Source organism: Moraxella pluranimalium, from assembly GCF_002014825.1.
GTDB lineage: Bacteria > Pseudomonadota > Gammaproteobacteria > Pseudomonadales > Moraxellaceae > Moraxella > Moraxella pluranimalium.
Window position 1 is genome coordinate 227,147 of sequence record NZ_MUYU01000006.1, and the last position, 22,728, is coordinate 249,874.

At 45.8% G+C, this 22,728-nt stretch carries 21 protein-coding genes; 14 read left to right on the plus strand and 7 right to left on the minus strand.

What is annotated here, in order from left to right:
- Positions 1-13: 13 nt before the first annotated feature.
- From rnt to argG, 3 genes are all read right to left on the minus strand, one after another.
- Positions 14-715 (minus strand): ribonuclease T, encoded by a 702-nt coding sequence (gene rnt / locus B0680_RS02255; RefSeq protein ID WP_078253424.1) that lies wholly within the window; start codon positions 713-715, stop codon positions 14-16.
- Positions 712-1,776 carry a dihydroorotase gene (gene pyrC / locus B0680_RS02260; RefSeq protein ID WP_078253425.1) on the minus strand — a complete coding sequence of 355 codons (1,065 nt, stop codon included), beginning with the start codon at positions 1,774-1,776 and terminating at the stop codon, positions 712-714. Before pyrC ends, rnt begins: the two co-directional genes overlap by 4 nt.
- Positions 1,777-2,057: 281 nt before the next feature.
- On the minus strand, positions 2,058-3,401 hold the full coding sequence (argG, locus tag B0680_RS02265; protein ID WP_078253426.1) for an argininosuccinate synthase: 1,344 nt from the start codon (positions 3,399-3,401) through the stop codon (positions 2,058-2,060).
- Between the two features lie 256 nt (positions 3,402-3,657).
- Here argG and B0680_RS02270 point away from each other — a divergent pair, with 256 nt between their 5' ends.
- From B0680_RS02270 to B0680_RS02280, 3 genes are read left to right on the plus strand one after another with little or no spacing between them, the layout of a single operon-like run.
- A complete protein-coding gene (locus tag B0680_RS02270) occupies positions 3,658-4,152 on the plus strand; it encodes a L,D-transpeptidase (RefSeq protein WP_143821326.1) in 495 nt (164 codons plus the stop codon).
- 15 nt (positions 4,153-4,167) lie between these two features.
- Positions 4,168-4,593 carry a hypothetical protein gene (locus B0680_RS02275; protein ID WP_078253428.1) on the plus strand — a complete coding sequence of 142 codons (426 nt, stop codon included), beginning with the start codon at positions 4,168-4,170 and terminating at the stop codon, positions 4,591-4,593.
- A gap of 37 nt (positions 4,594-4,630) precedes the next feature.
- Positions 4,631-5,617, plus strand: a complete 987-nt coding sequence (locus B0680_RS02280; protein WP_078253429.1) for a LysR family transcriptional regulator — start codon at positions 4,631-4,633, stop codon at positions 5,615-5,617.
- A 55-nt stretch (positions 5,618-5,672) separates the two neighbouring features.
- On the opposite strand, the gene B0680_RS02285 is transcribed toward B0680_RS02280, so the two are convergent.
- From B0680_RS02285 to B0680_RS02300, 4 genes are all read right to left on the minus strand, one after another.
- Positions 5,673-6,647 carry a hypothetical protein gene (locus tag B0680_RS02285; RefSeq protein ID WP_078253430.1) on the minus strand — a complete coding sequence of 325 codons (975 nt, stop codon included), beginning with the start codon at positions 6,645-6,647 and terminating at the stop codon, positions 5,673-5,675.
- Positions 6,648-6,662: 15 nt separating this feature from the next.
- Positions 6,663-7,295, minus strand: a complete 633-nt coding sequence (locus tag B0680_RS02290) for a FixH family protein (protein ID WP_078253431.1) — start codon at positions 7,293-7,295, stop codon at positions 6,663-6,665.
- An 81-nt stretch (positions 7,296-7,376) separates the two neighbouring features.
- Positions 7,377-8,816: a cytochrome c oxidase accessory protein CcoG gene (ccoG, locus tag B0680_RS02295; protein ID WP_078253550.1), complete on the minus strand. Its 1,440-nt coding sequence runs from the start codon at positions 8,814-8,816 to the stop codon at positions 7,377-7,379.
- A 373-nt stretch (positions 8,817-9,189) separates the two neighbouring features.
- Positions 9,190-9,573 (minus strand): SCP2 sterol-binding domain-containing protein, encoded by a 384-nt coding sequence (locus tag B0680_RS02300; RefSeq protein ID WP_078253432.1) that lies wholly within the window; start codon positions 9,571-9,573, stop codon positions 9,190-9,192.
- A gap of 631 nt (positions 9,574-10,204) precedes the next feature.
- Between B0680_RS02300 and ccoN the strand changes: the two genes are divergently transcribed.
- The 11 genes from ccoN to sppA all read left to right on the plus strand — a co-directional run bounded on the left by ccoN (position 10,205) and on the right by sppA (position 22,703).
- A complete protein-coding gene (gene ccoN, locus B0680_RS02305; protein WP_078253433.1) occupies positions 10,205-11,674 on the plus strand; it encodes a cytochrome-c oxidase, cbb3-type subunit I in 1,470 nt (489 codons plus the stop codon).
- A 10-nt stretch (positions 11,675-11,684) separates the two neighbouring features.
- The gene (ccoO, locus tag B0680_RS02310; protein WP_078253434.1) at positions 11,685-12,323 is read left to right on the plus strand and encodes a cytochrome-c oxidase, cbb3-type subunit II; all 639 of its coding nucleotides are present in this window, start codon (positions 11,685-11,687) and stop codon (positions 12,321-12,323) included.
- A complete protein-coding gene (locus tag B0680_RS02315; RefSeq protein WP_078253435.1) occupies positions 12,323-12,505 on the plus strand; it encodes a cbb3-type cytochrome oxidase subunit 3 in 183 nt (60 codons plus the stop codon). Before ccoO ends, B0680_RS02315 begins: the two co-directional genes overlap by 1 nt.
- Entirely contained in the window at positions 12,502-13,569 is a 1,068-nt protein-coding gene (ccoP, locus tag B0680_RS02320; RefSeq protein WP_078253436.1) for a cytochrome-c oxidase, cbb3-type subunit III, read from the plus strand. The genes B0680_RS02315 and ccoP overlap by 4 nt, the downstream gene beginning before the upstream one ends.
- 133 nt (positions 13,570-13,702) lie before the next feature.
- On the plus strand, positions 13,703-15,337 hold the full coding sequence (locus tag B0680_RS02325; protein ID WP_078253437.1) for a CTP synthase: 1,635 nt from the start codon (positions 13,703-13,705) through the stop codon (positions 15,335-15,337).
- Between the two features lie 138 nt (positions 15,338-15,475).
- On the plus strand, positions 15,476-16,339 hold the full coding sequence (gene kdsA / locus B0680_RS02330) for a 3-deoxy-8-phosphooctulonate synthase (protein WP_078253438.1): 864 nt from the start codon (positions 15,476-15,478) through the stop codon (positions 16,337-16,339).
- Positions 16,340-16,422: 83 nt separating this feature from the next.
- Positions 16,423-17,739, plus strand: a complete 1,317-nt coding sequence (eno, locus tag B0680_RS02335; RefSeq protein WP_078253439.1) for a phosphopyruvate hydratase — start codon at positions 16,423-16,425, stop codon at positions 17,737-17,739.
- A gap of 71 nt (positions 17,740-17,810) precedes the next feature.
- Positions 17,811-18,191, plus strand: coding sequence for an FtsB family cell division protein (locus B0680_RS02340; RefSeq protein ID WP_078253551.1), 381 nt, complete (start codon positions 17,811-17,813; stop codon positions 18,189-18,191).
- Positions 18,192-18,311: 120 nt separating this feature from the next.
- The gene (gene ispD / locus B0680_RS02345; RefSeq protein WP_078253440.1) at positions 18,312-19,034 is read left to right on the plus strand and encodes a 2-C-methyl-D-erythritol 4-phosphate cytidylyltransferase; all 723 of its coding nucleotides are present in this window, start codon (positions 18,312-18,314) and stop codon (positions 19,032-19,034) included.
- 12 nt (positions 19,035-19,046) lie between these two features.
- Positions 19,047-21,575, plus strand: coding sequence for a ComEC/Rec2 family competence protein (locus B0680_RS02350; RefSeq protein ID WP_078253441.1), 2,529 nt, complete (start codon positions 19,047-19,049; stop codon positions 21,573-21,575).
- 90 nt (positions 21,576-21,665) lie between these two features.
- Complete coding sequence (sppA, locus tag B0680_RS02355) at positions 21,666-22,703, plus strand: signal peptide peptidase SppA (RefSeq protein WP_078253442.1); 1,038 nt, start codon at positions 21,666-21,668, stop codon at positions 22,701-22,703.
- The last annotated feature ends 25 nt before the right edge of the window (positions 22,704-22,728 follow it).

The window sequence follows — 22,728 nt, forward strand, 5'->3', positions numbered from 1 at the left end:
AAAACTTTTAAAATCAACATTCTACGCCATTATCATCGGCATGGTCATCCCCATCCCCATCGGCTGTATCAGCATCATCGCTTGGGTAGACAGGGCTAAGTAGCGGTGTGTGATTGACGATGTGACAAAACAGTTCGGCGGTTTTTTGGGTGTCGTACAAGGCAGAATGGGCGTGCGAATTATCAAACTCAATCCCTGCCATGATACAAGTGCGAGCAAGCACCGTATGACCATAGGCAAGGGCGGCAAAGCTTGCGGTATCTAGCACGCTAAAGGCATGAAATGGCGAATGATTTTTGCTGTTGGTGCGGGCAATCGCCGCATTCAAAAATCCCAAATCAAAATGCGCATTATGACCCACAAGGATGCACTGACGACAGCCGTGTTCTTTTTTGAGTGCTTTGAGCTGCTTAAAAATACGGCGTAAGGCGACTTTTTCGTCTTCGCTGATGGCTTTGCGAAATGGGCTGTCAGGATTGATGCCCGTGAATTTGAGCGCGGCAGGTTCAAGGTTCGCCCCTGCAAAAGGCTCAATATGTGCATTGAGCGCTTCGCCTTGATACAGTTTGCCCTGCTCATCCATCAAAATCGGCACGCAAGCAATCTCAAGCAGTGCATCGGTCACAGCATTGAACCCTGCGGTCTCAACATCGACAACCACCGGCAAAAATCCACGAAAGCGATTGGCGATGGTCGGTGTTACAGCATCACTCATTGGCTCACCACTTGCCAGTCGATATCCGTGCCTGCCAGTAGTGGCGTCAGTGTCTTATCGCCAAGATAGGTGTAGCTAGTTGGGATGGTTTGGGCTTGTTTGATAAGCGTGATGGTGCTGGTATTGACGGGTAAGCCATAGAAGTTTGCGCCAAAGACCGATGCGAAGTTTTCAAGCTTATCAAGCGCATTCATCTGTTCAAAGGCGGCGGCATACAGCGGTAGGGCGTGCACAGCACTATAGCAGCCAGCACAGCCACAGGCGGACTCTTTGGTGTGGGTGGCGTGCGGTGCAGAATCTGTACCCAAGAAAAACTTCGGATTGCCACTGGTGGCGACTTGTAATAGACGCTGTTGATGGCTTTGGCGTTTTAGGATTGGTAAGCAATAATAATGCGGTTTGACACCACCGACCAGTAGATGATTGCGATTGAACAATAAATGCTGCGGCGTGATGGTGGCAGCGACATTGTCAGCTTGTGCTAGGACAAAATCAGCTGCATCGCTTGTGGTGATATGTTCACAGACGACTTTGAGCGATGGGAAGTGGCTGATGATATCGCTTAATACATCATCCAAGAATCGCTTTTCACGGTCAAAGATATCAATATCGCTGTGCGTCACTTCGCCATGCACCAGTAGTGGCAGGCCAATCTCTTGCATGGTCTCAAAGACACTGTAGCGACCTTTGATATCGGTGACGCCATCGGCTGAATTGGTGGTTGCGCCTGCTGGGTATAGTTTGACCGCTGACACGACACCTGATGCGACTGCGGCACGGATGTCATCGCTCGTGGTATGGTCAGTCAGATACAGCACCATGCGTGGGTCAAAGGCATCTTTGCGTGCTTGCGCCAAATCACTTGCCATCAGTGCATCCAAGATACGCTCACGATAAGCGATGGCTTGTTCTGTGGTTTTGACAGGCGGCACCAAATTTGGCATACAAATCACACGGTTAAAGCTACCTGCGGCGTGTGGCACAGTCGTCGCTAGGGCATCACCATCACGCAGATGGATGTGCCAGTCATCAGGCTGAATGAGAGTAAGAGTAGTGGTCATAAAAGGCTCGCTTGGCTGATAATCTATTGAGTAATGATTGATAAATTATACAATATTTCTCAATGAAATGGCTAAAAATCAATATCTTGTCATTATTCTAGTATGGGGCGGTTTTGTCAAGCTGTTTGCAGGATAAATTTCTCAAGCAGAGCAGAAAAAGCCAAATTGATACTGTATACCTAAAAAAGTGCCTAAAAAAGCGTCCAATAAATAGGCAAAAAAAGATAAAAAATTCCCAACCGCAGTACGATTGGGAATTTGATGGTTTTAGAAAAACTGGCTTATTTGCCTTTATTCTCAAGCTGTGGCACAGCATTGCCACCGCCCAGACCAAGCAGACCTGATTGGACATACAGACCCAGTTTTTGGCGGGTGTCGGCGATGTCAAGGTTACGCATGGTCAGCTGTCCGATACGATCAAGCGGGGTAAATGCCGCATCTTCGACTTTTTCCATCGATAGGCGATCAGCTTCGTAGGTTAGGTTTGGTGACTCGGTATTTAGGATGCTGTAGTCATTACCACGGCGTAGCTCAAGGGTAACTGTACCTGTGATGGCTTTGGCGACCCAGCGCTGTGCTGTTTCACGCAGCATTAGAGCTTGTGAGTCGAACCAGCGACCTTGATACAGTAGGCGACCGAGACGCAGACCATTGATACGGTATTGCTCAATGGTGTCTTCGTTGTGGATACCGGTCACGAGACGCTCATAGGTGATGTGTAGTAGTGCCATACCCGGGGCTTCATAGATACCACGAGATTTGGCTTCGATGATGCGGTTTTCGATTTGGTCAGTCATGCCTAGACCGTGGCGACCGCCGATTTCGTTGGCTTTTAGAATCAAATCAACTAGGCTGTCAAATTTCTCACCATTGATGGCGACAGGCACACCTTCTTCGAATGTGACGCTGACGGTTTCAGGTTTGATTTCGACAGTCTCATCCCAGTAGCGTACGCCCATGATTGGCTCGACAATCTTGTGGCTGGCATCCAGATACTCAAGGTCTTTGGCTTCGTGTGTTGCACCAAGCATATTTGAGTCAGTTGAGTAGGCTTTTTCTTTACTCATCTTGTAGTCATAGCCATTATCAATCAAGAATTGGCTCATCTCAGCACGACCGCCAAGCTCATCGATGAAAGTTTGGTCAAGCCATGGCTTGTAGATTTTTAGCTCAGGATTGGCAAGCAGGCCATAGCGATAAAAACGCTCAATGTCATTACCCTTATAAGTTGAGCCATCACCCCAGATATTGACATCATCTTCACGCATGGCTGACACAAGCATCGTGCCTGTCACCGCACGGCCAAGTGGCGTGGTATTAAAGTACGGCATACCGCCTGTGGTAACATGAAATGCACCACACTGAATGGCTGCGATACCTTCTTGGGCAAGCTGTAGGCGGCAATCAACTAGGCGTGCCTTGACTGCGCCGTATTGCTCAGCTTTGGCAGGGATGGCGTTATAATCATCTTCATCAGGCTGACCCAGATTGGCGGTATAAGCATAAGGCTCAGCGCCTTTTTGTTTCATCCAAAGTAGGGCAGCAGAAGTGTCTAGACCGCCCGAAAAAGCGATACCGACTTTTTTGCCGACAGGCAGGTGCTGTAAAATGGTTGCATTACTCATTGCATAATCCTTGATTTATCACAAAAAGAAATAAGGTCATGGCTGATTATAACATTTTGGCGGTTGTTGTGGGGGCTTTTGCAGAAAATTTCTTAAAAAAATGATAAATTTTGTCAGCGAACTTTGATATTTATACCCAAAAGGCTCAAAGCTTTGTTATACTATCAATTTTAGAAATGATGATTATTTCTTGGTAGGGCGTTCATGCATCGGCTGAATACCGTGGCTGAATACTGTACCAAGCATGGAAAATGCCATGACGACACAGCTACATATCGACACCCAGACACAGACCCTAAGCCTAATCCAAGACGGTCAAGTGCTGCGAAGTTTTTTGGTTTCAACCGCCAAAAATGGCACAGGACAAGCCGAAGGCACAGGCTGCACACCGCTTGGCAAGCATAAGATTGGCGAGAAATTTGGTGATGACTTGCCAAATAACGCTGTCTTTGTCGCGCGTCAATTCACCGGTGAGCTGTATGATGATAAGCTTGCCTGCGAGTATCCCGAGCGAGATTGGATTTTGGGTCGGATACTGTGGCTCGATGGCTGTGAAGATGGCATCAATAAAGGCTGTGATGCCGATGGTGTCTGTGTTGATACCAAATCTCGCTACATCTATATCCACGGTACGCCTGATAGCGAGCCGATGGGCGTGCCACGCTCGCACGGCTGTGTGCGGATGCGTAATGATGAGCTGGTGTGGCTGTATGACCAAGTGGCTGTCGGCTGTGATGTTGTGATTGTATAAATTAAGGAAACTCAGATGAAAAAATTAGCAATTGTTTTGGCGACAGCTTTGGCACTCAGTGCCTGCCAAAGTTATGATGGACTAAAAATCACCAAAAAAGACGGCATGACAACCGCCGTACCAAAGACCGCACCCAAACATAGCTTGCCTGCAGATAATGCGCTCAAATATGCCCCACAAGTCGCCCAAAATGCCGCCGAAACAGGCAATTTGATTATCTTTTTTGAGCCATCTGCCAAAGCAGGCGTGCTTGAGATGGTCAAACGCCGTGGCGATGAGCTGATTTATAGCTATGAGAATTTTAATGGTATTGCCATTCGCCCGACTTATCATCGTATTGACGATACCATCAATGCTTACCAAAAGCTAACCGGCGTACTCAGCGTACAGCGTGATACCGTGCATGAGATTGGCTTGCCAACGCCAAATACGACGCAATAGTCTGTAGTGATGGTATCAAAATTACAAGGTTGTTTTTATGAATTTACAAAAAGTTGATCTGAATTTGCTGTTTTATCTGGATGTGCTTTTGCGTGAAAAAAATGTCACCCGAGCCGCCGAACAGCTTGGCATCACACAGCCTGCGATGAGTAATATTCTGCGTCGATTACGCTCGTTGTTCAATGACCCGCTACTTGTGCGTTCGTCCGAAGGGATGACGCCGACCGAGCGTGCCTTTGAGCTACAGCCACGAGTGCGTGAAGTGCTGTCAGACATCACAACCTTGCTCGAGCCACGCACCGAGTTTCGCCCTTATAGCACATCTCGAGTGTTCCGCATTATGACGAGCGACTATGCCGAAGCAACGCTTGTACCACGCCTAGTCAAGGCATTACGCTCAGAAGCACCGAATGTCATCTTGGACTTTTTGACGCCGTCGGATGTATCGTACCGTGATATGGAACAGGGGCGAGTGGATTTGGCGATTAACCGCTTTAATGAAATCCCCCAAAGCTTTCATCAGGTCTTGGTGTGGCGAGATACTTTTAGCTGCCTGCTATCCGCCGAAAGTCCGTATGTCAATCGCTTTAATCTCAAAAATTACCTAAAAGCACAGCACGTGTGGGTCTCAAAGACAGGTATGGGCGTGGGCTTTGGGGTAAATCCCGAAAAATCAGGCGGTCTAGGCTCAATCGACCAAGCGCTACAACGACTTGGACAAAAACGCCAAATCAGCGTTTTTACCCGTCATTATCAGATGCCTGCGATGCTTGCGGCAAATAAGGATTTGATTGCGACATTGCCGACCCGTGTGGCAAAACTGCAAGCGGATAATAATTCGCAAATCGTCGTCAAAGAACCGCCGTTTTTTATCCCAGAGTTTGAGCTCACTATGGCATGGTCGCCACTACTTCAGCACCATCCTGCACATCGCTGGTTGCGTCAGTTGATTTTGCACGTGGCTCGTCAAGTCATCGCCGAAGAAGAGCAAGCTCAAAAAGCCCAAAAAACACAAACTGCTTAATTGATGTATAGAAAAACCTATCATGGTGATTGCCTTGATAGGTTTTTTTGATATATTAATTAAACTGCATTGAATCTACTTTTATTTTTTCTTGCCATGTTTGCTGAACAAATTCTAAACCAGACCCTAAGTCCTCATATGAGTGGCAACGAACCTGATTGGGATCAAACCCATCGGTTACAATGGTTGGTTTTTGCATTTCTTTTATGCTTTTATTGTATTTTACTTTAATGGCATTGCTGTATATTACTTGTCTAGTTTGATTGTCAAAAAATGCGATAGAGACATAAATTGGCAATGGATGCAAATAGCGCAACTTTCTTTTATCTTCGTGAAGGTTGTAGAGTCGCGGTGTAAGATAATATCCAACAGCGCTAACCGTAGCAAGATTATTTTGGCTTTCTAAGGTTTTGATTTGGTTTGCGATTTCAGGGTTCATTTTAAAACCAGAAAAACAATCGTTTAACAATCCATATGAATAAAGGCTGTATGTAAAATACCCCTTGTTGGCATTAATCATGGCAGTATACAGGCCTTTACTGCTGTCATAATAACCCAAATCAACCTTGATAGCACCAAGTTCGGTAGCTTGATCGTATGGACCAAAATCTAGATTAATAGTCTTTTTGTATAGAGGATATTTGTTGCGAACCGCAGGGATGATATCACTATATACATAATTCTCTAGCTGGCTTTGCTTGATAGAGTCATAACGTGCAGACTCATATGCATCTGTGAGATTATTAACAGAGTAGATGATATCTGTCGCATCAGCTTTATTTTGTTTGATTCTTTCAGAAAGAAATGCAATCTTGGCAAAGTATATAACCTCGTCACGCCCCTCGTATACATATTCGTTATAAGGAATTGAATAATCAATCTTATTCAAGTCGGCATTTGCCAATAGAACTTTTGGATTGGTTACCGCGAGCAGTCCGTCATTAACGATGGTTTTGGGATAGCCAAATACAGCAAATGCACTGTGTGAAAAAGACAATGCAGCTATCGCAACCAGGGGCAGAATTCTCATTTATTAACTCCTTTTTTAATTGGTTTTATTTATCCGCTTATCCCGTTGGTCGGGCAAGGTGGTTTGGCTTTCTTTAAAGCTAGATAGGGGATAGAAAACCACATTTTGGGCGGGTAATTTCTCGGTTTGTACCAAACGCCAATTGTGCGCACCATCATTGCCAACTTGCAGATAATATTTGCCGGCATCTGGGTCAAGCTTGACCGTGCCTTGATATAGATTGGCTTGGGTATGGTTAAGTGTAAAATCACGGTCTTTGCTATCATCGGTGGCGTGAGAGATACGCACCGCCAAAGTATCAGGATAGGTGAGCGGTGAGCCATCACGAAGTTTGCCACTAGATAGGCTGTCATCAGGATAACGAAGCTCAAAGCTGACCTGAGTCTCATCGCCTTGAGTATTGAGACGCATCACACCAGCCAATCCCAAATCATAACTCATCTTATCTCGAGAAGCATCTTGGTATAGGGTTTTACCGTCCATATACCAGTCATCACGCACGGTAGAGTCTTGGATTTTTATCGAAAAATAAATAAAATACAAACAAACAATCACGACAAACACAGGCAGACCGATGACAAAAATCAGCACCATGTAGTTTTTGTACCAAATATTGGCTTGTGGCTTGTTGTTCGATTGGGTAGTCATGTGATTATTTTTCCCAAGTAAGTATCCAAAAATCAAGCCCCATTGTATCACAACAGGGCTTGGTTTTTAAGGCTAGGCAGGTTATTTTTTGCCTTTTGGCGGTTCATAGATGAACACATCTTGCGCTGATGCACTGTATTTACCATCTTTACTATACACAGTGATGGTAATTGGCGTGCTACCTGCTTGCAAGGTCGCAGGGTCAGCTGTGATGTTTACCGGCAAATCATAAGGCTCGTTGGCGTCTAGCGGTAGTTCGTCAAAGCGGGCTTTGAGATGCATACCGTTAGCATTTTCAAGCTTGACCTTATAGACATTGCGTTCGTCAGTTTTATTGACTAGCTTAAGCACATAGCTGTTTTTGACCATACCATCACGACCGATGGTAGATAGCTGTTTGCGGTCATGGCGGATTTCCATCTCAAGTGGCGCACGACCCGTTGCCACAAGCACCGCCGCTACGATACACGCACTCAGCACGCCGATATAGGCAAAGATACGCCAGCCGATGATTTTGGTCTTTTGTTTTTCGACCAATTGACGCTCGGTGGTGTAGCGAATCAGACCACGTGGATAGCCGACTTTGTCCATGATTTCGTTACAGGCATCGATACAGGCAGCACATTGAATGCATTCAACTTGCAAGCCATCACGGATATCGATACCAGTTGGGCACACTTGCACACACATGGTGCAGTCCACGCAGTCGCCGTAGCCTTCAGGGTGGCTGTCTTTTTTGCGTGCGCCACGCGGTTCGCCACGCTCATAGTCATAAGAGACAATCAAGGTGTCTTTATCAAACATCACTGACTGGAAACGACCATAAGGGCAGATGTACACGCACATATGTTCACGCATATAGCCTGCATTGATGTGGGTCACAAAGGTGATGATACCAAAGAAAATCCAGCTAAGCTTGCTCCACTCCATAAAAAACAGTGGATTGCCGTTCAAAATCAGTTCATCAATCCCGACGACAAACGACATAAAAGTCAACGCCGTCACAATCGAGAACACACCCCAAATCGTATGAATCAAAGCAAGTTTGGCAAATTTGCTACCGCTCATCGGTTCACGGTCAAATTTCATGCGCTTGTTACGTTCGCCAAGCACCAATTTTTCTACTTGCTGATACAGATGCACATAGATGGTCTGCGGGCAGGCATAACCGCACCACACACGACCTGCATAGACAGTGACCATAAATAGCATCAACGCAGCGATGATGAATACAAAGGCAAAGAAATAAAAATCCTGCGGCATGAATGTCGCCCCAAAGATATAAAACTTCGGCTCAGTGACATTAAACAAAATCGCTTGGCGACCATTCCAACGAATCCACGGTGCAATCAAAAAGCCAATCAAGATGGCATACATACTAAATAGGCGGATGTTTTGATATTTACCCGTGACAAATCGTGGATGGACACGTTTTTTGGTGGCATCCATGTCTTTGGATGTTGGGATGATTTTTTCGGGTGCAGGGCGGGGTTTTTTCTTGGGTTTTTCTTGCTCTGACATAATATAAACCTTGGCAGTTGCCATCGCATTGCAAGTGCGACATAAATTTGCACACATTGATGGTGCAAACCTTAGGCTGGCTGGGGCTAAAAAAATCGCCAAGACTGCTCGGTGCTGCAAAAAAATGACCGAGTAATAAGCGTCCTAGCGAGTGCAATTATGTCTATTCTACCACTGTTTGTAATAAAATGTGATGAATTTTTTTTAGACAATCATCAGTTTTAATGATTAAAATCAAATCAGGATTTTTTCTAAAAATGTCATTCAAAATCAAAAACAAAAAAGCCTGATAAGAAGCATCAGGCTTATGTTAGATTTGGATAAATACCATGCAATCAATGCTTGGTGTAAGTATCACAGGCACTTAGCACCATCAAAATTCAGTCATTGCTTTGATTTGTTTATACAGTGCTTTTTGTTCTTGGCTTGGCTTGGCAGATTGTAGTGCCATCACCTGCGTCATATCGCCATCAATGCGAATTTTGCCCATCATAAATGCTTCGATAGCGATATTGACATCACCTGAATTGATGATTTGGCTAAGTGTATCGCTATCGATGCTCACCGTGCTGATGGCATTGTCAATCAAGCCTTGATAGAGTTTGCCTTGTTTTAGGTGTAGCTCGGTGCTGTCAGTGCCGGTTACTTTAGCATTCAACAACACCGCATCCAAATTTGGCGGTAGGTTGAGATTGCCTGCTTGCTCATTGAGTGTTGCAACTTCGTCAAACCATGCTTGGCTTAGAAATTTTGCCATAATAATAGTGCCTTTTATAATAAACAAAGAATCAAACTTGGTACGATTTTTGGGCTATTATAAAGCAAAAAATCATCAGGTGCGAAATAGTTTGATGTAAGTTTGGTATAAAAAAGTACAAAAATTTTGCCAAAATTGGTCAATTTTGCCCAAAATTTGTCCAATTTGCCAAATCAAATACCGCCTAAGCCATTGAAAATCCACAATAAATGTATAAAAAACAAGCAAATTTTCAAATATTGCCAAAAAATTTCATTATTTTTACAAAATATACCCAAAAATTACAATTGTGTTGTATAATAAAAGGTGATAAACCGCTGGCAATACCTTATTGCTAGTATGGATATATGAAAATGTGGGATTACCCACCTAGTCTTACGCAAGCCAAGCAAATTATTTGTAAGCAAGCATTTTATCGGGTTTTGCGGTTTGTATATAACCATGCGTCAAAACCGAACAGATATTCCTTAAAAAAATTGGGGATTTTTTCACTTTTGCTTGTCGGATTTGATGATATTTGCCTAACTTTGCGTTACAATAGACACACAATATCAAAAGCAAGTACAGTTTTGGGCATTTGTTAACCAAAACTGAATCGCTAAATAAATCGGGCTGCACAGGAAAATATCCAATGAGTCTATATAAATCAGCAGTAGCCCCACTCTCTGTTGACCATGAGTACGAAATCACCATTGTGCGATTGTTTACCATCATGGCTGTGGTTTGGGGCATCGTTGGCATGACTGTCGGTGTATTTATTGCATCGCAGTTGGCATGGCCAGTATTGAACTTTGACACTTCTTGGCTATCTTTTGGACGCTTAAGACCGCTACACACCAATGCGGTGATTTTTGCGTTTGGGGGATCGGCACTATTTGCAACATCATATTACATCGTTCAGCGTACCTGTAAAACCAGATTGTTCGCACCGTATTTGGCGTGGTTTACTTTCTGGGGCTGGCAAGCGATTATTATCGCTGCGGTGATTACACTACCGCTAGGTATCACATCAGCCAAAGAATATGCCGAACTAGAATGGCCAATCGACATCGCCATTGCATTGGTGTGGGTTGCTTATGCCATCGTATTTTTTGGCACAATCATCAAGCGCCAAACTTCACACATCTATGTAGCAAACTGGTTCTTTGCCGCATTCATCATTACCATTGCTCTACTACACATCGTGAATAGCTTTGCAGTTCCAGTTGGTCTGTGGAAATCATACTCGCTATTTGGCGGTGCAACTGATGCGATGGTTCAATGGTGGTATGGTCATAATGCCGTTGGTTTCTACCTAACTGCTGCATTCTTGGGTATGATGTACTACTTCATCCCTGTGCAAGTAGGTCGTCCAGTGTATTCATATCGTCTATCGATTGTTCACTTCTGGGCATTGATTGCTTCATATATGTGGGCAGGTGGTCACCATCTACATTATTCAGCGCTACCCGACTGGACTCAGTCATTGGGTATGGTATTCTCGCTAATCCTATTCGCACCATCTTGGGGTGGTATGATTAACGGTGTGCTAACGCTATCAGGTAGCTGGGATAAATTGCGTACTGACCCAATCATCCGTTTCTTGATTGTTGCACTATCATTCTATGCAATGAGTACCTTCGAAGGCCCAATGCTGTCAATCAAAGCAGTGAATGCTATTAGCCATAACACTGACTGGACAGTTGGTCACGTACACTCAGGCGCACTTGGCTGGGTTGGTATGGTAACGATTGGTTCGATTTATGTACTATTGCCACGTATCTATAACAAAGCAAAAATGTACTCAACTAGCCTAATCATGCTACATTTCTGGTTGGCAACGACCGGTACGGTTCTATATATCGTCGCTCTATGGATCTCGGGTATTACCCAAGGTATGATGTGGCGTGCAACCAACCCAGATGGTACATTGGCTTATGACTTTATCCAAACGGTTGTGGTATCACACTGGCCATTTGTTGTCCGTGCGTTGGGTGGTGCTTTGTATGTCGCTGGTATGGTGGTGATGGCATATAACTGCTATCGTACAATTAAGATGCCAAGCGTAGTTGAGCCAGCTGCAGAAAAGCAAGCTGACGACGCTGCAACAGCACAAGCATAAGGGGTAAACAATGTCTAAATTGACTCATGAAGTTTTCGAGAAAAATACAGGTTTACTCGTTACATTTATCGTGATCGCAATTAGCTTTGCGACATTGGTTGAGATTGTTCCACTGATTTTTGATAAAAACGCACCTGAAGAAGGTGGTGTGAACAAGCCATTGCCAAATATGCGTCCATGGACTGCACTAGAGCTTGAAGGCCGTGACATCTATATCCGTGAAGGTTGTCATGTTTGCCATACGCAAATGGTACGTCCACTGCGTGCAGAAGTAGAGCGTTATGGACCATATAGCCGTGCGGCAGAATCAGCTTGGGACCATCCATTCCTATGGGGTTCAAAACGTACTGGTCCTGATCTAGCTCGTGTGGGCGGACGTTATTCTGACCAATGGCATATCGACCATTTGATCGATCCGCGTTCTGTTGTGCCTGATTCAGTGATGCCTTCATATCCTTGGCTTGCCAAGAATGAAGTGGATGGCCAAAAAGTACAAGCTAAGATGCGTCTATTCAAAGAGCGTTTTGGCGTACCATACACTGAAGCTGACATTGAGGCTGCACCTGACCAAGTTTTGGGTGCAACCGAGCTTGATGCGGTCGTTGCATACCTACAACAGCTTGGTATTGCGATGAAAGGTCAGCGCTAATGGATTTGGGCGTTTTACATAGTATTGCGACGGTGAGTGCATTTATTGCATTCATCGGCATCGCATGGTGGGCATACTCACCAAAAAATAAAAAACGCTTTGAAGAAGATGCACAACTTGCGTTAGATGACAAAGATATCAACAGCTTGTCATCACAACAACGCACTAAGGATACACAATGAGCTTTTTTTGGGGTTCTTGGATTACCATCCTATCGCTAGGCTGTTGGTTATTCATCTTCGGTGTTTTGGTCTGGACGCTAAAATCTAAACCAGAACTAGAAGAAGATGGCACAACTGGTCATGAATACGATGGTATCCGTGAGTATGATAAGCCACTACCAAAATGGTGGTTGGTAATTTTCTTTGGTACATTGATTTGGGGTCTTGGTTATTTTGTGCTGTTCCCATCAATCCAACCAAACGTATGGAAAGGTGTGACTACAGTTGAAGTTGATGGTCAACAAGTGCCTTGGACTTCGGCAAATGAGCTAAACAGCCAATTGCAAGCGAACAACAAAGTCTTCACCGAAAACTTTGAGCAAGTGATCTTGGCAAATGCTGGCGCATCTGAAGCTACCGCAGTATTGGCGAAGCTAAATGAACTGCAAGCACAGCGCAAAGATGGCGAAGAGAACCAAGAGCTACAAAAGCAAATCGACGCACAACTTGCGCTACTTGCGCCTTATGTAGATAAATTGGCTGCCGACCCTGAAGCACAAAAAATCGGTAACCGTCTATTCCTACAAAACTGCGCACTATGCCACGGTACAAACGCTGAAGGTAACTTGGGCTATCCAAACCTAACTGACAACGATTGGCTATATGGTGGTTCAGCGGATCAAATCCTAATGACCATCCACAATGGTCGTGTCGGTGCGATGCCTGAATGGACCAAAACTTTGGGCGAATCAGGTGTAAAAGCCGCTGCGGAATATGTGATGAGCATTTCTGGCAACCAAAACCAAGAAACGCTTGATCCTGCCAAAGTGACTCAAGGTAAAGCCATGTTTGAGGCCAACTGTGTGGCGTGTCATGGTCCAGATGCCAAAGGTATGACTGCAGTAGGTGCACCAAACCTAACCGACGATATTTGGCTGTTTGGTGGTGATCGCAAAACCATCGAAGAGACCATCCGTAAAGGTCGTGCTGGTGTGATGCCTGAATGGCAAACCAAGCTTGGTAACGAACGTGTAATGCTACTTGCAGCCTATGTGCGTTCACTATCACAAAACCAAGCACAATAATTGCAATCGCAATATCCAAAAAGAGCTACAATCCGTAGCTCTTTTTTATTTACATAAAAAATTTGGTCAGCCCCCTATATTTTTTTGCTATTTTTTAGTAAAATTCGGTTTTACCAGTAACCGATGCATTACTATGACGACTAAATTTATCTTTGTAACCGGCGGCGTTGTGTCATCTCTTGGCAAAGGTATTGCCGCCGCATCTCTTGCAGCTGTTTTGGAAGCTCGTGGTCTAAAAGTGACCATGACCAAAATGGACCCATACATCAACGTTGACCCGGGCACCATGAGCCCGTTCCAGCACGGCGAAGTCTTTGTTACCGAAGACGGTGCTGAAACTGACCTTGACCTTGGTTATTATGAGCGTTTCTTACGCCGCTCAAAAATGAGCAAAGCCAACAACTTCACCAGTGGTCGCATCTATCAGACCGTACTTGCCAAAGAGCGTCGTGGCGACTATCTGGGCGGTACTGTACAAGTTATTCCACACATCACTGATGAAATCAAGCACAAAATTCGCACCAGTGGCGAAGGCTATGACATCGCCATCATCGAAATCGGTGGTACGGTTGGTGATATCGAAAGCTTGCCATTTATGGAAGCGGTACGCCAAATGCAAGTCGAGCTAGGTCGCAACAATTCACTTTTGATGCACCTAACGCTTGTGCCGTATATCGCATCAGCAGGCGAATCAAAAACCAAACCGACACAGCATTCGGTTAAAGAACTGCGCTCAATCGGCCTACAGCCTGATGTGCTGATTTGCCGTTCAGAACAGCCGATTTCTGAAGACAATCGCCAAAAAATCGCACTATTTACCAATGTCGAGACTCGTGGTGTCATTCTCTGTGAAGATGCCAAATCTATCTATCAAATCCCACGCCGTTTCTATGAGCAGGATTTGGATGATTTGATTTGTGAGCGTTTTGGTATTACTGCACCTGAAGCGGATTTGTCTGATTGGGATCAGGTGGTCAATGACCTGTTTAATTCTCAAGGTGAAATCGTCGTGGCAATGGTGGGCAAATATGTTGAACTGCCTGATGCTTATAAATCAGTCAATGAAGCATTGCTACACGCGGGTATCCATAACAAAACCAAAGTCCGCATCCAGTACATCAGCGCAGAGACGCTTGAGACTGATGGTGGTGCGATGGATGAGCTTAAGAAAGCTGATGCCATCTTGGTGCCGGGCGGCTTTGGTGAGCGTGGTACACTTGGCAAGATGAAAGCCATTCAGTATGCTCGTGAGAACGGCAAGCCGTTTTTGGGTATCTGTCTAGGTATGCAGCTTGCGGTGATTGAATTTGCTCGCAATGTGCTTGGACTACAAGCCAACTCAACCGAATTTGACCGTAAGACACCAGACCCAATTATCGGTCTGATTACCGAATGGTTCGACGAAAAAGGCGAACTACAAATCCGCTCAGATGATTCGGACTTGGGCGGTACAATGCGTCTTGGTGCTCAAGAAGCCGAATTGGTTCAAGGTTCAAAACTTGCCAAAATCTACGGTGCGAACAACATCACCGAACGTCATCGCCATCGCTATGAGATGAACAATCGCTATGTTGAGCCACTTGAAAATGCTGGTATGAAAATTTCAGGCTATTCAGCCAAACAGCATTTGGTAGAAGCGGTTGAGATTGACAGCCATCCGTGGTTCGTTGCGGTGCAATATCACCCAGAGTTTACCAGCTCGCCTCGTGGCGGACATCCATTGTTTAACAGCTTTATCAAAGCGGCAATTGATGTGAAAAACGCATAACAACAAAAAGCACATCAAATTTTGGTGTGCTTTTTGTTTTGATGGGTGCATTTTACGCAAGTTTCCTAGTATAATAGAGTGGCTTGTTTGGCTAAGGTGATAACCAGCCAATTTGCCATTTTTATAAGGATTTTTATAATGACACAGCCATTAACAGTTGCTCAATCAACCGTCAATGTTGCCGGTATTGAGATTGCCAATGACAAGCCATTTGTGCTATTTGGCGGGATGAATGTGCTTGAAAGTCGTGAACTGGCTTTTGAGATTGCTGAGCAATACATTGATATTTGTAGCCGTTTGGGTATTGGCTATGTGTTCAAGGCAAGCTTTGATAAGGCGAACCGCTCAAGTCTGCATTCGTTTCGTGGCCCAAGCCTTGAGACGGGTTTGACTTGGCTTAATGACATCAAAGAAAAATATTCTGTGCCAATCATCACTGATGTACATGAGCCATACCAAGCCGCACCAGTGGCAAAAGTCGCTGATGTGCTACAGCTACCTGCGTTTTTGTCTCGCCAAACTGACTTGGTGAGTGCCATTGCTCGTACTGGCAAAGTGATTAATGTCAAAAAAGCACAGTTTCTAGCACCGCACGAGATGCGTCATATCATCAATAAATGCCTAGAAGCGGGTAATGACCAAGTTATCCTGTGCGAGCGTGGCTCGGCATTTGGCTATAATAATTTGGTCGTTGATATGCTTGGCTTTGATACCATGAAAGCGATGAATGTGCCTGTGTTCTTTGATGTCACACACGCACTACAAGAGCCGGGTGGTCGTCCTGACAGTGCAGGTGGTCGTCGTCATCAGATTACCACACTTGCCAAAGCGGGTATGGCGACGGGATTGGCTGGTCTATTCTTAGAAGCGCATCCTGACCCTGACAAGGCAAAATGCGACGGTCCATGTGCGCTACGCCTAAATCAGCTTGAGCCATTTTTGACACAATTAAAGCAAATTGACGATTTGGTCAAAGGCTTTGAAGTATTGAATACCAAATAATTCATTTGGCACAAAGCAGGGTTTGGCTTGGTGCTAAGTATTTACAGTGATGGCTTGCCATCAATCTACCAAAGGAGTTTTTTATGTACGCAGAAGAAACCAAAAACCAAATTGAAATCAAAGATATCCGTGCTCGTGAAATCCTAGATTCACGTGGCAACCCAACCATCGAAGCGGACGTGATTTTGGCAAATGGTATCTGTGGTCGTGCGGCAGCACCGAGCGGTGCATCAACAGGTTCTCGTGAAGCGCTAGAATTGCGTGATGGCGATTCGGCTCGTTATTTGGGCAAGGGCGTCAAAAAAGCCGTCGCCAATGCCAACAGCCAAATTCGCACTGCGCTACTTGACAAAAATGTCACTAATCAAAGCGAAATTGACAACATTTTGATTGAGCTTGATGGCACTGAGAACAAAGGCAACATGGGTGCTAACGCCATGCTTGCAGTGTCTTTGGCAGCAGCAAAAGCGGCGGCACTATCACAAGCTCTACCGCTACATCAATACATCGCCAATCTGCGTGGTCAAACCGCACTGACCATGCCTGTACCGATGATGAACATCCTAAACGGTGGTGCGCACGCTGATAATACGGTGGATATCCAAGAGTTTATGATTGAGCCAGTTGGCTTTACATCATTCTCAGAAGCTTTGCGTGCTGGTACTGAGATTTTCCACAGCCTAAAATCGGTACTAAAAGCTCAAGGTCTAAACACTGCGGTGGGCGATGAAGGTGGCTTTGCGCCAAACCTCCGCTCTAACGAAGAAGCCATCACTGTTATCATGCAAGCGATTGAAAAAGCGGGCTATAAAGCAGGTCAGGACATCTTCCTTGCGCTAGACTGTGCGTCATCTGAATTTTATAAAAATGGTCAATACCTCCTAGCAGGCGAAGGCAACAAAGCCTTTGACAGCCAAGGCTTTAGCGACTATTTGACTGGTCTGTGCAATCAATACCCAATCATCTCAATCGAAGATGGTCTGGATGAGAGCGACTGGGAAGGCTGGGCGTATCTTACCAAACAGCTTGGCAACAAGGTGCAATTGGTGGGTGATGACCTATTTGTAACCAATCCAAAAATCCTACAAGAAGGTATCGATAAGCAAATCGCCAACGCCATCTTGATTAAATTCAACCAAATCGGCACACTGACTGAGACTTTGGATGCGATTTATCTAGCTAAGCAAAACGGCTATGCAACCGTCATCAGCCATCGTTCAGGCGAAACCGAAGATTCAACCATCGCTGATTTGGCAGTGGGTACAGCGGCAGGTCAAATCAAAACTGGTTCACTATGCCGTTCTGACCGTGTTGCCAAATACAACCAACTACTTCGCATCGAAGAGCAAGTCAGCGCTGCCTATCGTGGCCGTGAAGAGTTCATCGGTCTGCGCGGCTAATTGACAGGATAACGACTGTGGTAAATTCGACTTATACACCCAAACGCACCATTGGCACGAATGCTGGCTATATGTGTGCAATCGCATTTGCCGTGGTTGTGCTGATTGCATTGCAGTATCAATATTGGCATGGTGAATATGGCCGTACCAATCTTGAAGCCTTGAAAATCAAGCTCCAAGAACAACAGCGACTCAACGAATCGCAGATTTATACCAACAGTATTTTGCTTGCTGATGTGCAAGATTTGAAATCGGGACTATCTGCCATCGAAGAGCACGCTCGATTGGATTTGGGGCTGATTAAACCGGGTGAAACTTTCATCCAATTATCCAATGCGCCGATTACTTATAGTCGTCAGCCATTACCAAGCACAACCGAATCGCTCGAAAGTGTGGATTCAGTGCCTGAGCTTGAGCCAAGTGCGACAAAGTCATCGACGACGGGTAATTAAAATACAATGCAATTCGCCTGATGCCTGATAGTTAGCTTTTTTTGATAATAATCGCCAACGAGTGTTTGGCGATTTTTTGTACATTAAATGAATCATTAATAATACATTGAGTGATAATAAATGAGCACGCCCAAGATTTTTGCATTGATGGTGGCAGCTGGCAAAGGGATGAGATTTGGCGCAGATGTGCCAAAGCAATACACAAAGCTACTGGATAAAACAGTGCTTGAACACAGTGTCTTGGCACTCAAATCGCCCCGAATGGTTGATTTGACTTTGGTGCACGCTTGTGATGATGAGTATATTGCCAAGCTTTTGCCACGTCTGATGGTGCAGTATGGACAGACGATTCATCTAGCACATGGCGGTGATGAGCGCTGGCAATCTGTGCGTAATGGCGTGGCAGCCATTCGCAGTCGTGGGGCAGATGATAATGACTGGGTACTGATTCATGATGCTGCTAGACCATGCTTACCTGATGATGATTTGGCACGCCTGTTGACTTGTATCGAACAAGCAGATGGTGATGAAGTGCAGGGGCTGATTTTGGCGACGCCTGTGGTAGATACGCTAAAGAGTGTCAAGGATGGGCTGATAGAGCGTACGGTCAGCCGTGAGCAGTTGTGGTGTGCATTGACACCGCAGGCATTTCGCTTATCTGAGCTTGAAGTGGTGCTTGATTATGTGGATAAGCAAAAGCTTGACATTACTGATGAAGCCAGTGCGTTTGAGATGCTGAATAAGCCTGTGCGTATCGTCCCTGCGTCACGGATGAATATGAAGCTGACCTATAAGGATGATTTACCGATATTGGCATTAATTCTGCAAGCCAAACAAGGCTAAACGCATAGCACGATGGCGGTTTGGCTGTTTGTTGGCATCAGTAGTTTGGTGCTTGTGATATTGGGCGTGACTGATGGTTTTATGCTAAGTGATGTATGGCTTGGCTATTTGTCATCAGGCGGTGCATCTGTGGCGGGACTGTGCTTGCTTGTGCTGTGCGCCTTGCTGATTTGCTGTATCAAAGGTAGATATCGCATTATTTGCATGACGCTATGCTCTGCATTGATGGCGATACTATTTGCCATGCGTGCGTTGATTGCGGCAGAAGCCTTTGACCAAAAAACGCTCGACACTCGGCATATCGTCCAAGCCAAAGCATATATGCCTACCATCAGTGATGGTGTCTATGACCCTGTATTGGGCACAAGCTATCGACAGATGGCAGTGCTGTCTGATGTCAAGCTTGCCCAAGCACCTAGTGATACCATTGGGGTGCAGACCATCGCCAATCCATTATCTGATACGGCGACGGCTACAACCAACCAACCGCCACCATCTGATATCAGCCTAGATGCGCTTAATGGCATTAGTGTGATGATGTCTGCCAATCCTAATTTTAGTAAGCAAGATTTATCAGTGCTGAACACGCTAAAGCCGGGCGATGTCGCTGATGTGGTGCTCTTGATTACGCCGATTGAGCGGACGGTCAGTGCTGGTGGCTTTGATGCCAATCAGTGGCTACGCACACGCCATATCCATGCTAATGCGCGCATTATCCAAGCGGGTTCTATCAGCACGCACACGCCACAGAGCTTTGGCGAAGGGCTGATTATCACGCTTGAGCAATACCGCCATCGCTTGCGTACGCATTTTTATCAAGATTGGCATAAGCTCACCACCGAGCAAGCGCAAGCACAGGCGGTTACTCTAAGCCTATTAACCGGTGATCGTGCGCTGATTGATAAATCCACTAAGCAGATGTATCAGCTTGCTGGCATTTCGCATTTGCTCGCCATCTCGGGCGCTCATGTGCTGTTTTTGGCGATGATGTTGGCGGCTGTACTGCTGTGGGTGCTTGATCGCTTTGCGATGAGTGTCTATCAAGCCATACCCAGATGGCAAATTCGCATGGCGATTATGGTGGCAGCAAGCCTGCTCTATGCGCTGTTTACAGGCTTTGATGTGCCGGCGGTGCGTACTGTGTATATGCTGATGGCGGTGTGGGCGGTGCGTTATTTTGCTTTGCCGATATCGGCGCTGTCGGTGCTGTGCGTCGTGGCTTTGGTGATGGTGTGGCTTGACCCGTATATGCTGTGGCAAGCAGGATTTTGGCTGTCGTTCATCGCTGTGCTACTACTCATGCGATATGAGATGGATGATGCTAAGCTGGTGCAAGGCGGGGCGATGACACTTGGCTGGGTGCGCACCAAGCAACTCATTAAGCTACAATGCTGGCTATTTTTTGCGATGTTACCTTTGTCGGTGATGCTATTTGGCAAGGTATCAATATGGGGCTTGGTGGTCAATGTATTTGCCGTATCGCTATTTGGTGCGGCAATTGTCCCGATCAATCTGATTGCAGGGGCAGTATTTGTCATCGCACCAAGTATCTCGGATATGCTGTGGGATGTGTCGGCGCAGATTTTGCAGTTATTGCACACAGGGCTTGAGTTTACGCTCGTGGAGCAATTAGGCGGTATCAGTGCTTGGCTGTATGCGCCGTTTGGCATGGCGGGCTTTGTGCTGTGCTTTATGATGGTGGCATTATTACTACTGCCAAAGGTGCTACCAAAGACCGTGCTATGCGTGCCACTTGTGGCGTTATGCTTGATTGGTATGCCAAAGCATTCATCAGGCATTGAGCTGATTTGGCTAGATAGTGATAGCCCAAATCTTAGCCAATATTTACTAAAAGTGCATGATGACAACGGTACACGGCATTGGCTACTACTATCCGAACAAGGGGCTCGGCTTAAGGATAATTATACAAATCAGCTCATAGATACACTACATCGACAAGGCGTGGATACGCTTGATGGTGTCATCGTCCAAAGTCCAAGTGCCAAACTAATGCCTGTAGTGGCGCACATTCAACAAACCATCCCCATTCATCGCTACTGGCAAGCAGGGCGGCATGAGCCATTGCCATCACCATATCATGAGCCATGCACCGCAGGGATGGCGTGGCAAGATGATGCACTCAGTATTCGTGCCTTGACAGGGTGGCAGATGATTGATGATGAGCGTGTCCAGCACTGTGAGCTTGAGATTATCAGCGATTTGCCGATGCTTGCGGTTGATATGCCAAGCATGGATGCTGATGCGGCCGCTTTGGATGAGCTGGACCAAGATGATGCACAATTGCCACAACCAAACCCATTAAATCCACCCAATCAGCAGGGCGTGCAGATGGTAACCATGACCGGTGGTGAGCCGCTATTATGGCAATTATGGGCGATGCTGTGCGATAGCGAGCCATCTTTGGCAGTTGCACCAAAGCAAGGGCATCAGCCACTGATTTTGGGCACACAAAACGCTACCGACACCAAACCCATCACAAGACAACTTCCCGCGGCGACCATCTATCCGAGCACAAGATAGATGGCATGGATTGCGGACTATCGCCAAAGGGATTTTTGGGGTAGAATAGAGTGGTTTTAGTTATCAAATTTATCCATCAAAGGAATTTTTATGGCGTGGCCACCAAATCCCAATAAATCCAACGAATCCAACCAACCAAAGCTTGAGCAAACGCCAATAACACCGCCAAGACAGGGCGAAGAATGGCGTCTGCTCGAAAAAACCCTACTTGCCAGCATCGAAGAACAAAAGGCAAGCCGTCGTTGGGGGATTTTCTTTAAATTACTCACTTTTGCTTATATTGTATTTATCATCATCGCCTTTGGCTATGGCTGTAGCTCGTCATCATCGACACTTGACACGGTGGGCATGGCTGAACCGCACATTGCGGTGGTGGATGTCAATGGCGTGATTGCCAGCGACACTGATACCAATGCCCAAAATATCGGCGAGTCACTGACTCAAGCCTTTGAAAATGACAACGCACAAGCAGTGGTTCTAAACATCAACTCGCCTGGTGGCTCACCTGTGCAGTCAGATGAGATTTGGCAAACGGCGATGGATCTACGCAAAGAATACCCTGATAAGAAACTCTATGCCATCATCGGCGATGTCGGCGCATCTGGTGCGTATTATATCGCAGCGGCAGCTGATGAGATTTGGGTCAATCCATCAAGTCTGGTTGGCTCAATCGGTGTCATCATGTCGGGCTACAACATCGAAGAGCTGATGAAAAAAGTCGGCGTCAAAGATCGCACCTTGACCGCAGGCGAGTACAAGGACATCTTGAGTATGAGCCGTGAGATGACCGCAGAAGAAGCTGCCCATGTCCAAAAAATGCTCGATACCACGCACCAAAATTTCATCAATGCCGTCAAACAAGGTCGTGGCGATAAGCTCAAAAATCCTGAACAAAATAAGCTATTTACAGGGCTTTTTTGGACGGGTAAAGATGCGGTGGCACTCGGGTTGGCGGACAAAACCGGTGGCATCACCCAGCTCAAAAAACAGCTTGAGCTAGATACGGTGGATTATACCTATGTTGATCCGATGAATCAGTTTTTTGATCGATTTGGTGTGCAAATCGGCAAAGGGCTTGGCGATGGCGTAAAGTTAAGCTTTGACGAACCTGCGACCAAATTGCAATAAACTTTCCATCAGCATTGTATCAACA

What these genes read in the sequence shown, in the direction of transcription:
- rnt (WP_078253424.1), bottom strand. Translation starts at nt 715, where the DNA reads ATGAGTGATGCTGTAACACCGACCATCGCCAATCGCTTTCGTGGATTT.
- pyrC (WP_078253425.1), bottom strand. Translation starts at nt 1,776, where the DNA reads ATGACCACTACTCTTACTCTCATTCAGCCTGATGACTGGCACATCCAT.
- argG (WP_078253426.1), bottom strand. Translation starts at nt 3,401, where the DNA reads ATGAGTAATGCAACCATTTTACAGCACCTGCCTGTCGGCAAAAAAGTC.
- B0680_RS02270 (WP_143821326.1), top strand. Translation starts at nt 3,658, where the DNA reads ATGACGACACAGCTACATATCGACACCCAGACACAGACCCTAAGCCTA.
- B0680_RS02275 (WP_078253428.1), top strand. Translation starts at nt 4,168, where the DNA reads ATGAAAAAATTAGCAATTGTTTTGGCGACAGCTTTGGCACTCAGTGCC.
- B0680_RS02280 (WP_078253429.1), top strand. Translation starts at nt 4,631, where the DNA reads ATGAATTTACAAAAAGTTGATCTGAATTTGCTGTTTTATCTGGATGTG.
- B0680_RS02285 (WP_078253430.1), bottom strand. Translation starts at nt 6,647, where the DNA reads ATGAGAATTCTGCCCCTGGTTGCGATAGCTGCATTGTCTTTTTCACAC.
- B0680_RS02290 (WP_078253431.1), bottom strand. Translation starts at nt 7,295, where the DNA reads ATGACTACCCAATCGAACAACAAGCCACAAGCCAATATTTGGTACAAA.
- ccoG (WP_078253550.1), bottom strand. Translation starts at nt 8,816, where the DNA reads ATGTCAGAGCAAGAAAAACCCAAGAAAAAACCCCGCCCTGCACCCGAA.
- B0680_RS02300 (WP_078253432.1), bottom strand. Translation starts at nt 9,573, where the DNA reads ATGGCAAAATTTCTAAGCCAAGCATGGTTTGACGAAGTTGCAACACTC.
- ccoN (WP_078253433.1), top strand. Translation starts at nt 10,205, where the DNA reads ATGAGTCTATATAAATCAGCAGTAGCCCCACTCTCTGTTGACCATGAG.
- ccoO (WP_078253434.1), top strand. Translation starts at nt 11,685, where the DNA reads ATGTCTAAATTGACTCATGAAGTTTTCGAGAAAAATACAGGTTTACTC.
- B0680_RS02315 (WP_078253435.1), top strand. Translation starts at nt 12,323, where the DNA reads ATGGATTTGGGCGTTTTACATAGTATTGCGACGGTGAGTGCATTTATT.
- ccoP (WP_078253436.1), top strand. Translation starts at nt 12,502, where the DNA reads ATGAGCTTTTTTTGGGGTTCTTGGATTACCATCCTATCGCTAGGCTGT.
- B0680_RS02325 (WP_078253437.1), top strand. Translation starts at nt 13,703, where the DNA reads ATGACGACTAAATTTATCTTTGTAACCGGCGGCGTTGTGTCATCTCTT.
- kdsA (WP_078253438.1), top strand. Translation starts at nt 15,476, where the DNA reads ATGACACAGCCATTAACAGTTGCTCAATCAACCGTCAATGTTGCCGGT.
- eno (WP_078253439.1), top strand. Translation starts at nt 16,423, where the DNA reads ATGTACGCAGAAGAAACCAAAAACCAAATTGAAATCAAAGATATCCGT.
- B0680_RS02340 (WP_078253551.1), top strand. Translation starts at nt 17,811, where the DNA reads ATGTGTGCAATCGCATTTGCCGTGGTTGTGCTGATTGCATTGCAGTAT.
- ispD (WP_078253440.1), top strand. Translation starts at nt 18,312, where the DNA reads ATGAGCACGCCCAAGATTTTTGCATTGATGGTGGCAGCTGGCAAAGGG.
- B0680_RS02350 (WP_078253441.1), top strand. Translation starts at nt 19,047, where the DNA reads ATGGCGGTTTGGCTGTTTGTTGGCATCAGTAGTTTGGTGCTTGTGATA.
- sppA (WP_078253442.1), top strand. Translation starts at nt 21,666, where the DNA reads ATGGCGTGGCCACCAAATCCCAATAAATCCAACGAATCCAACCAACCA.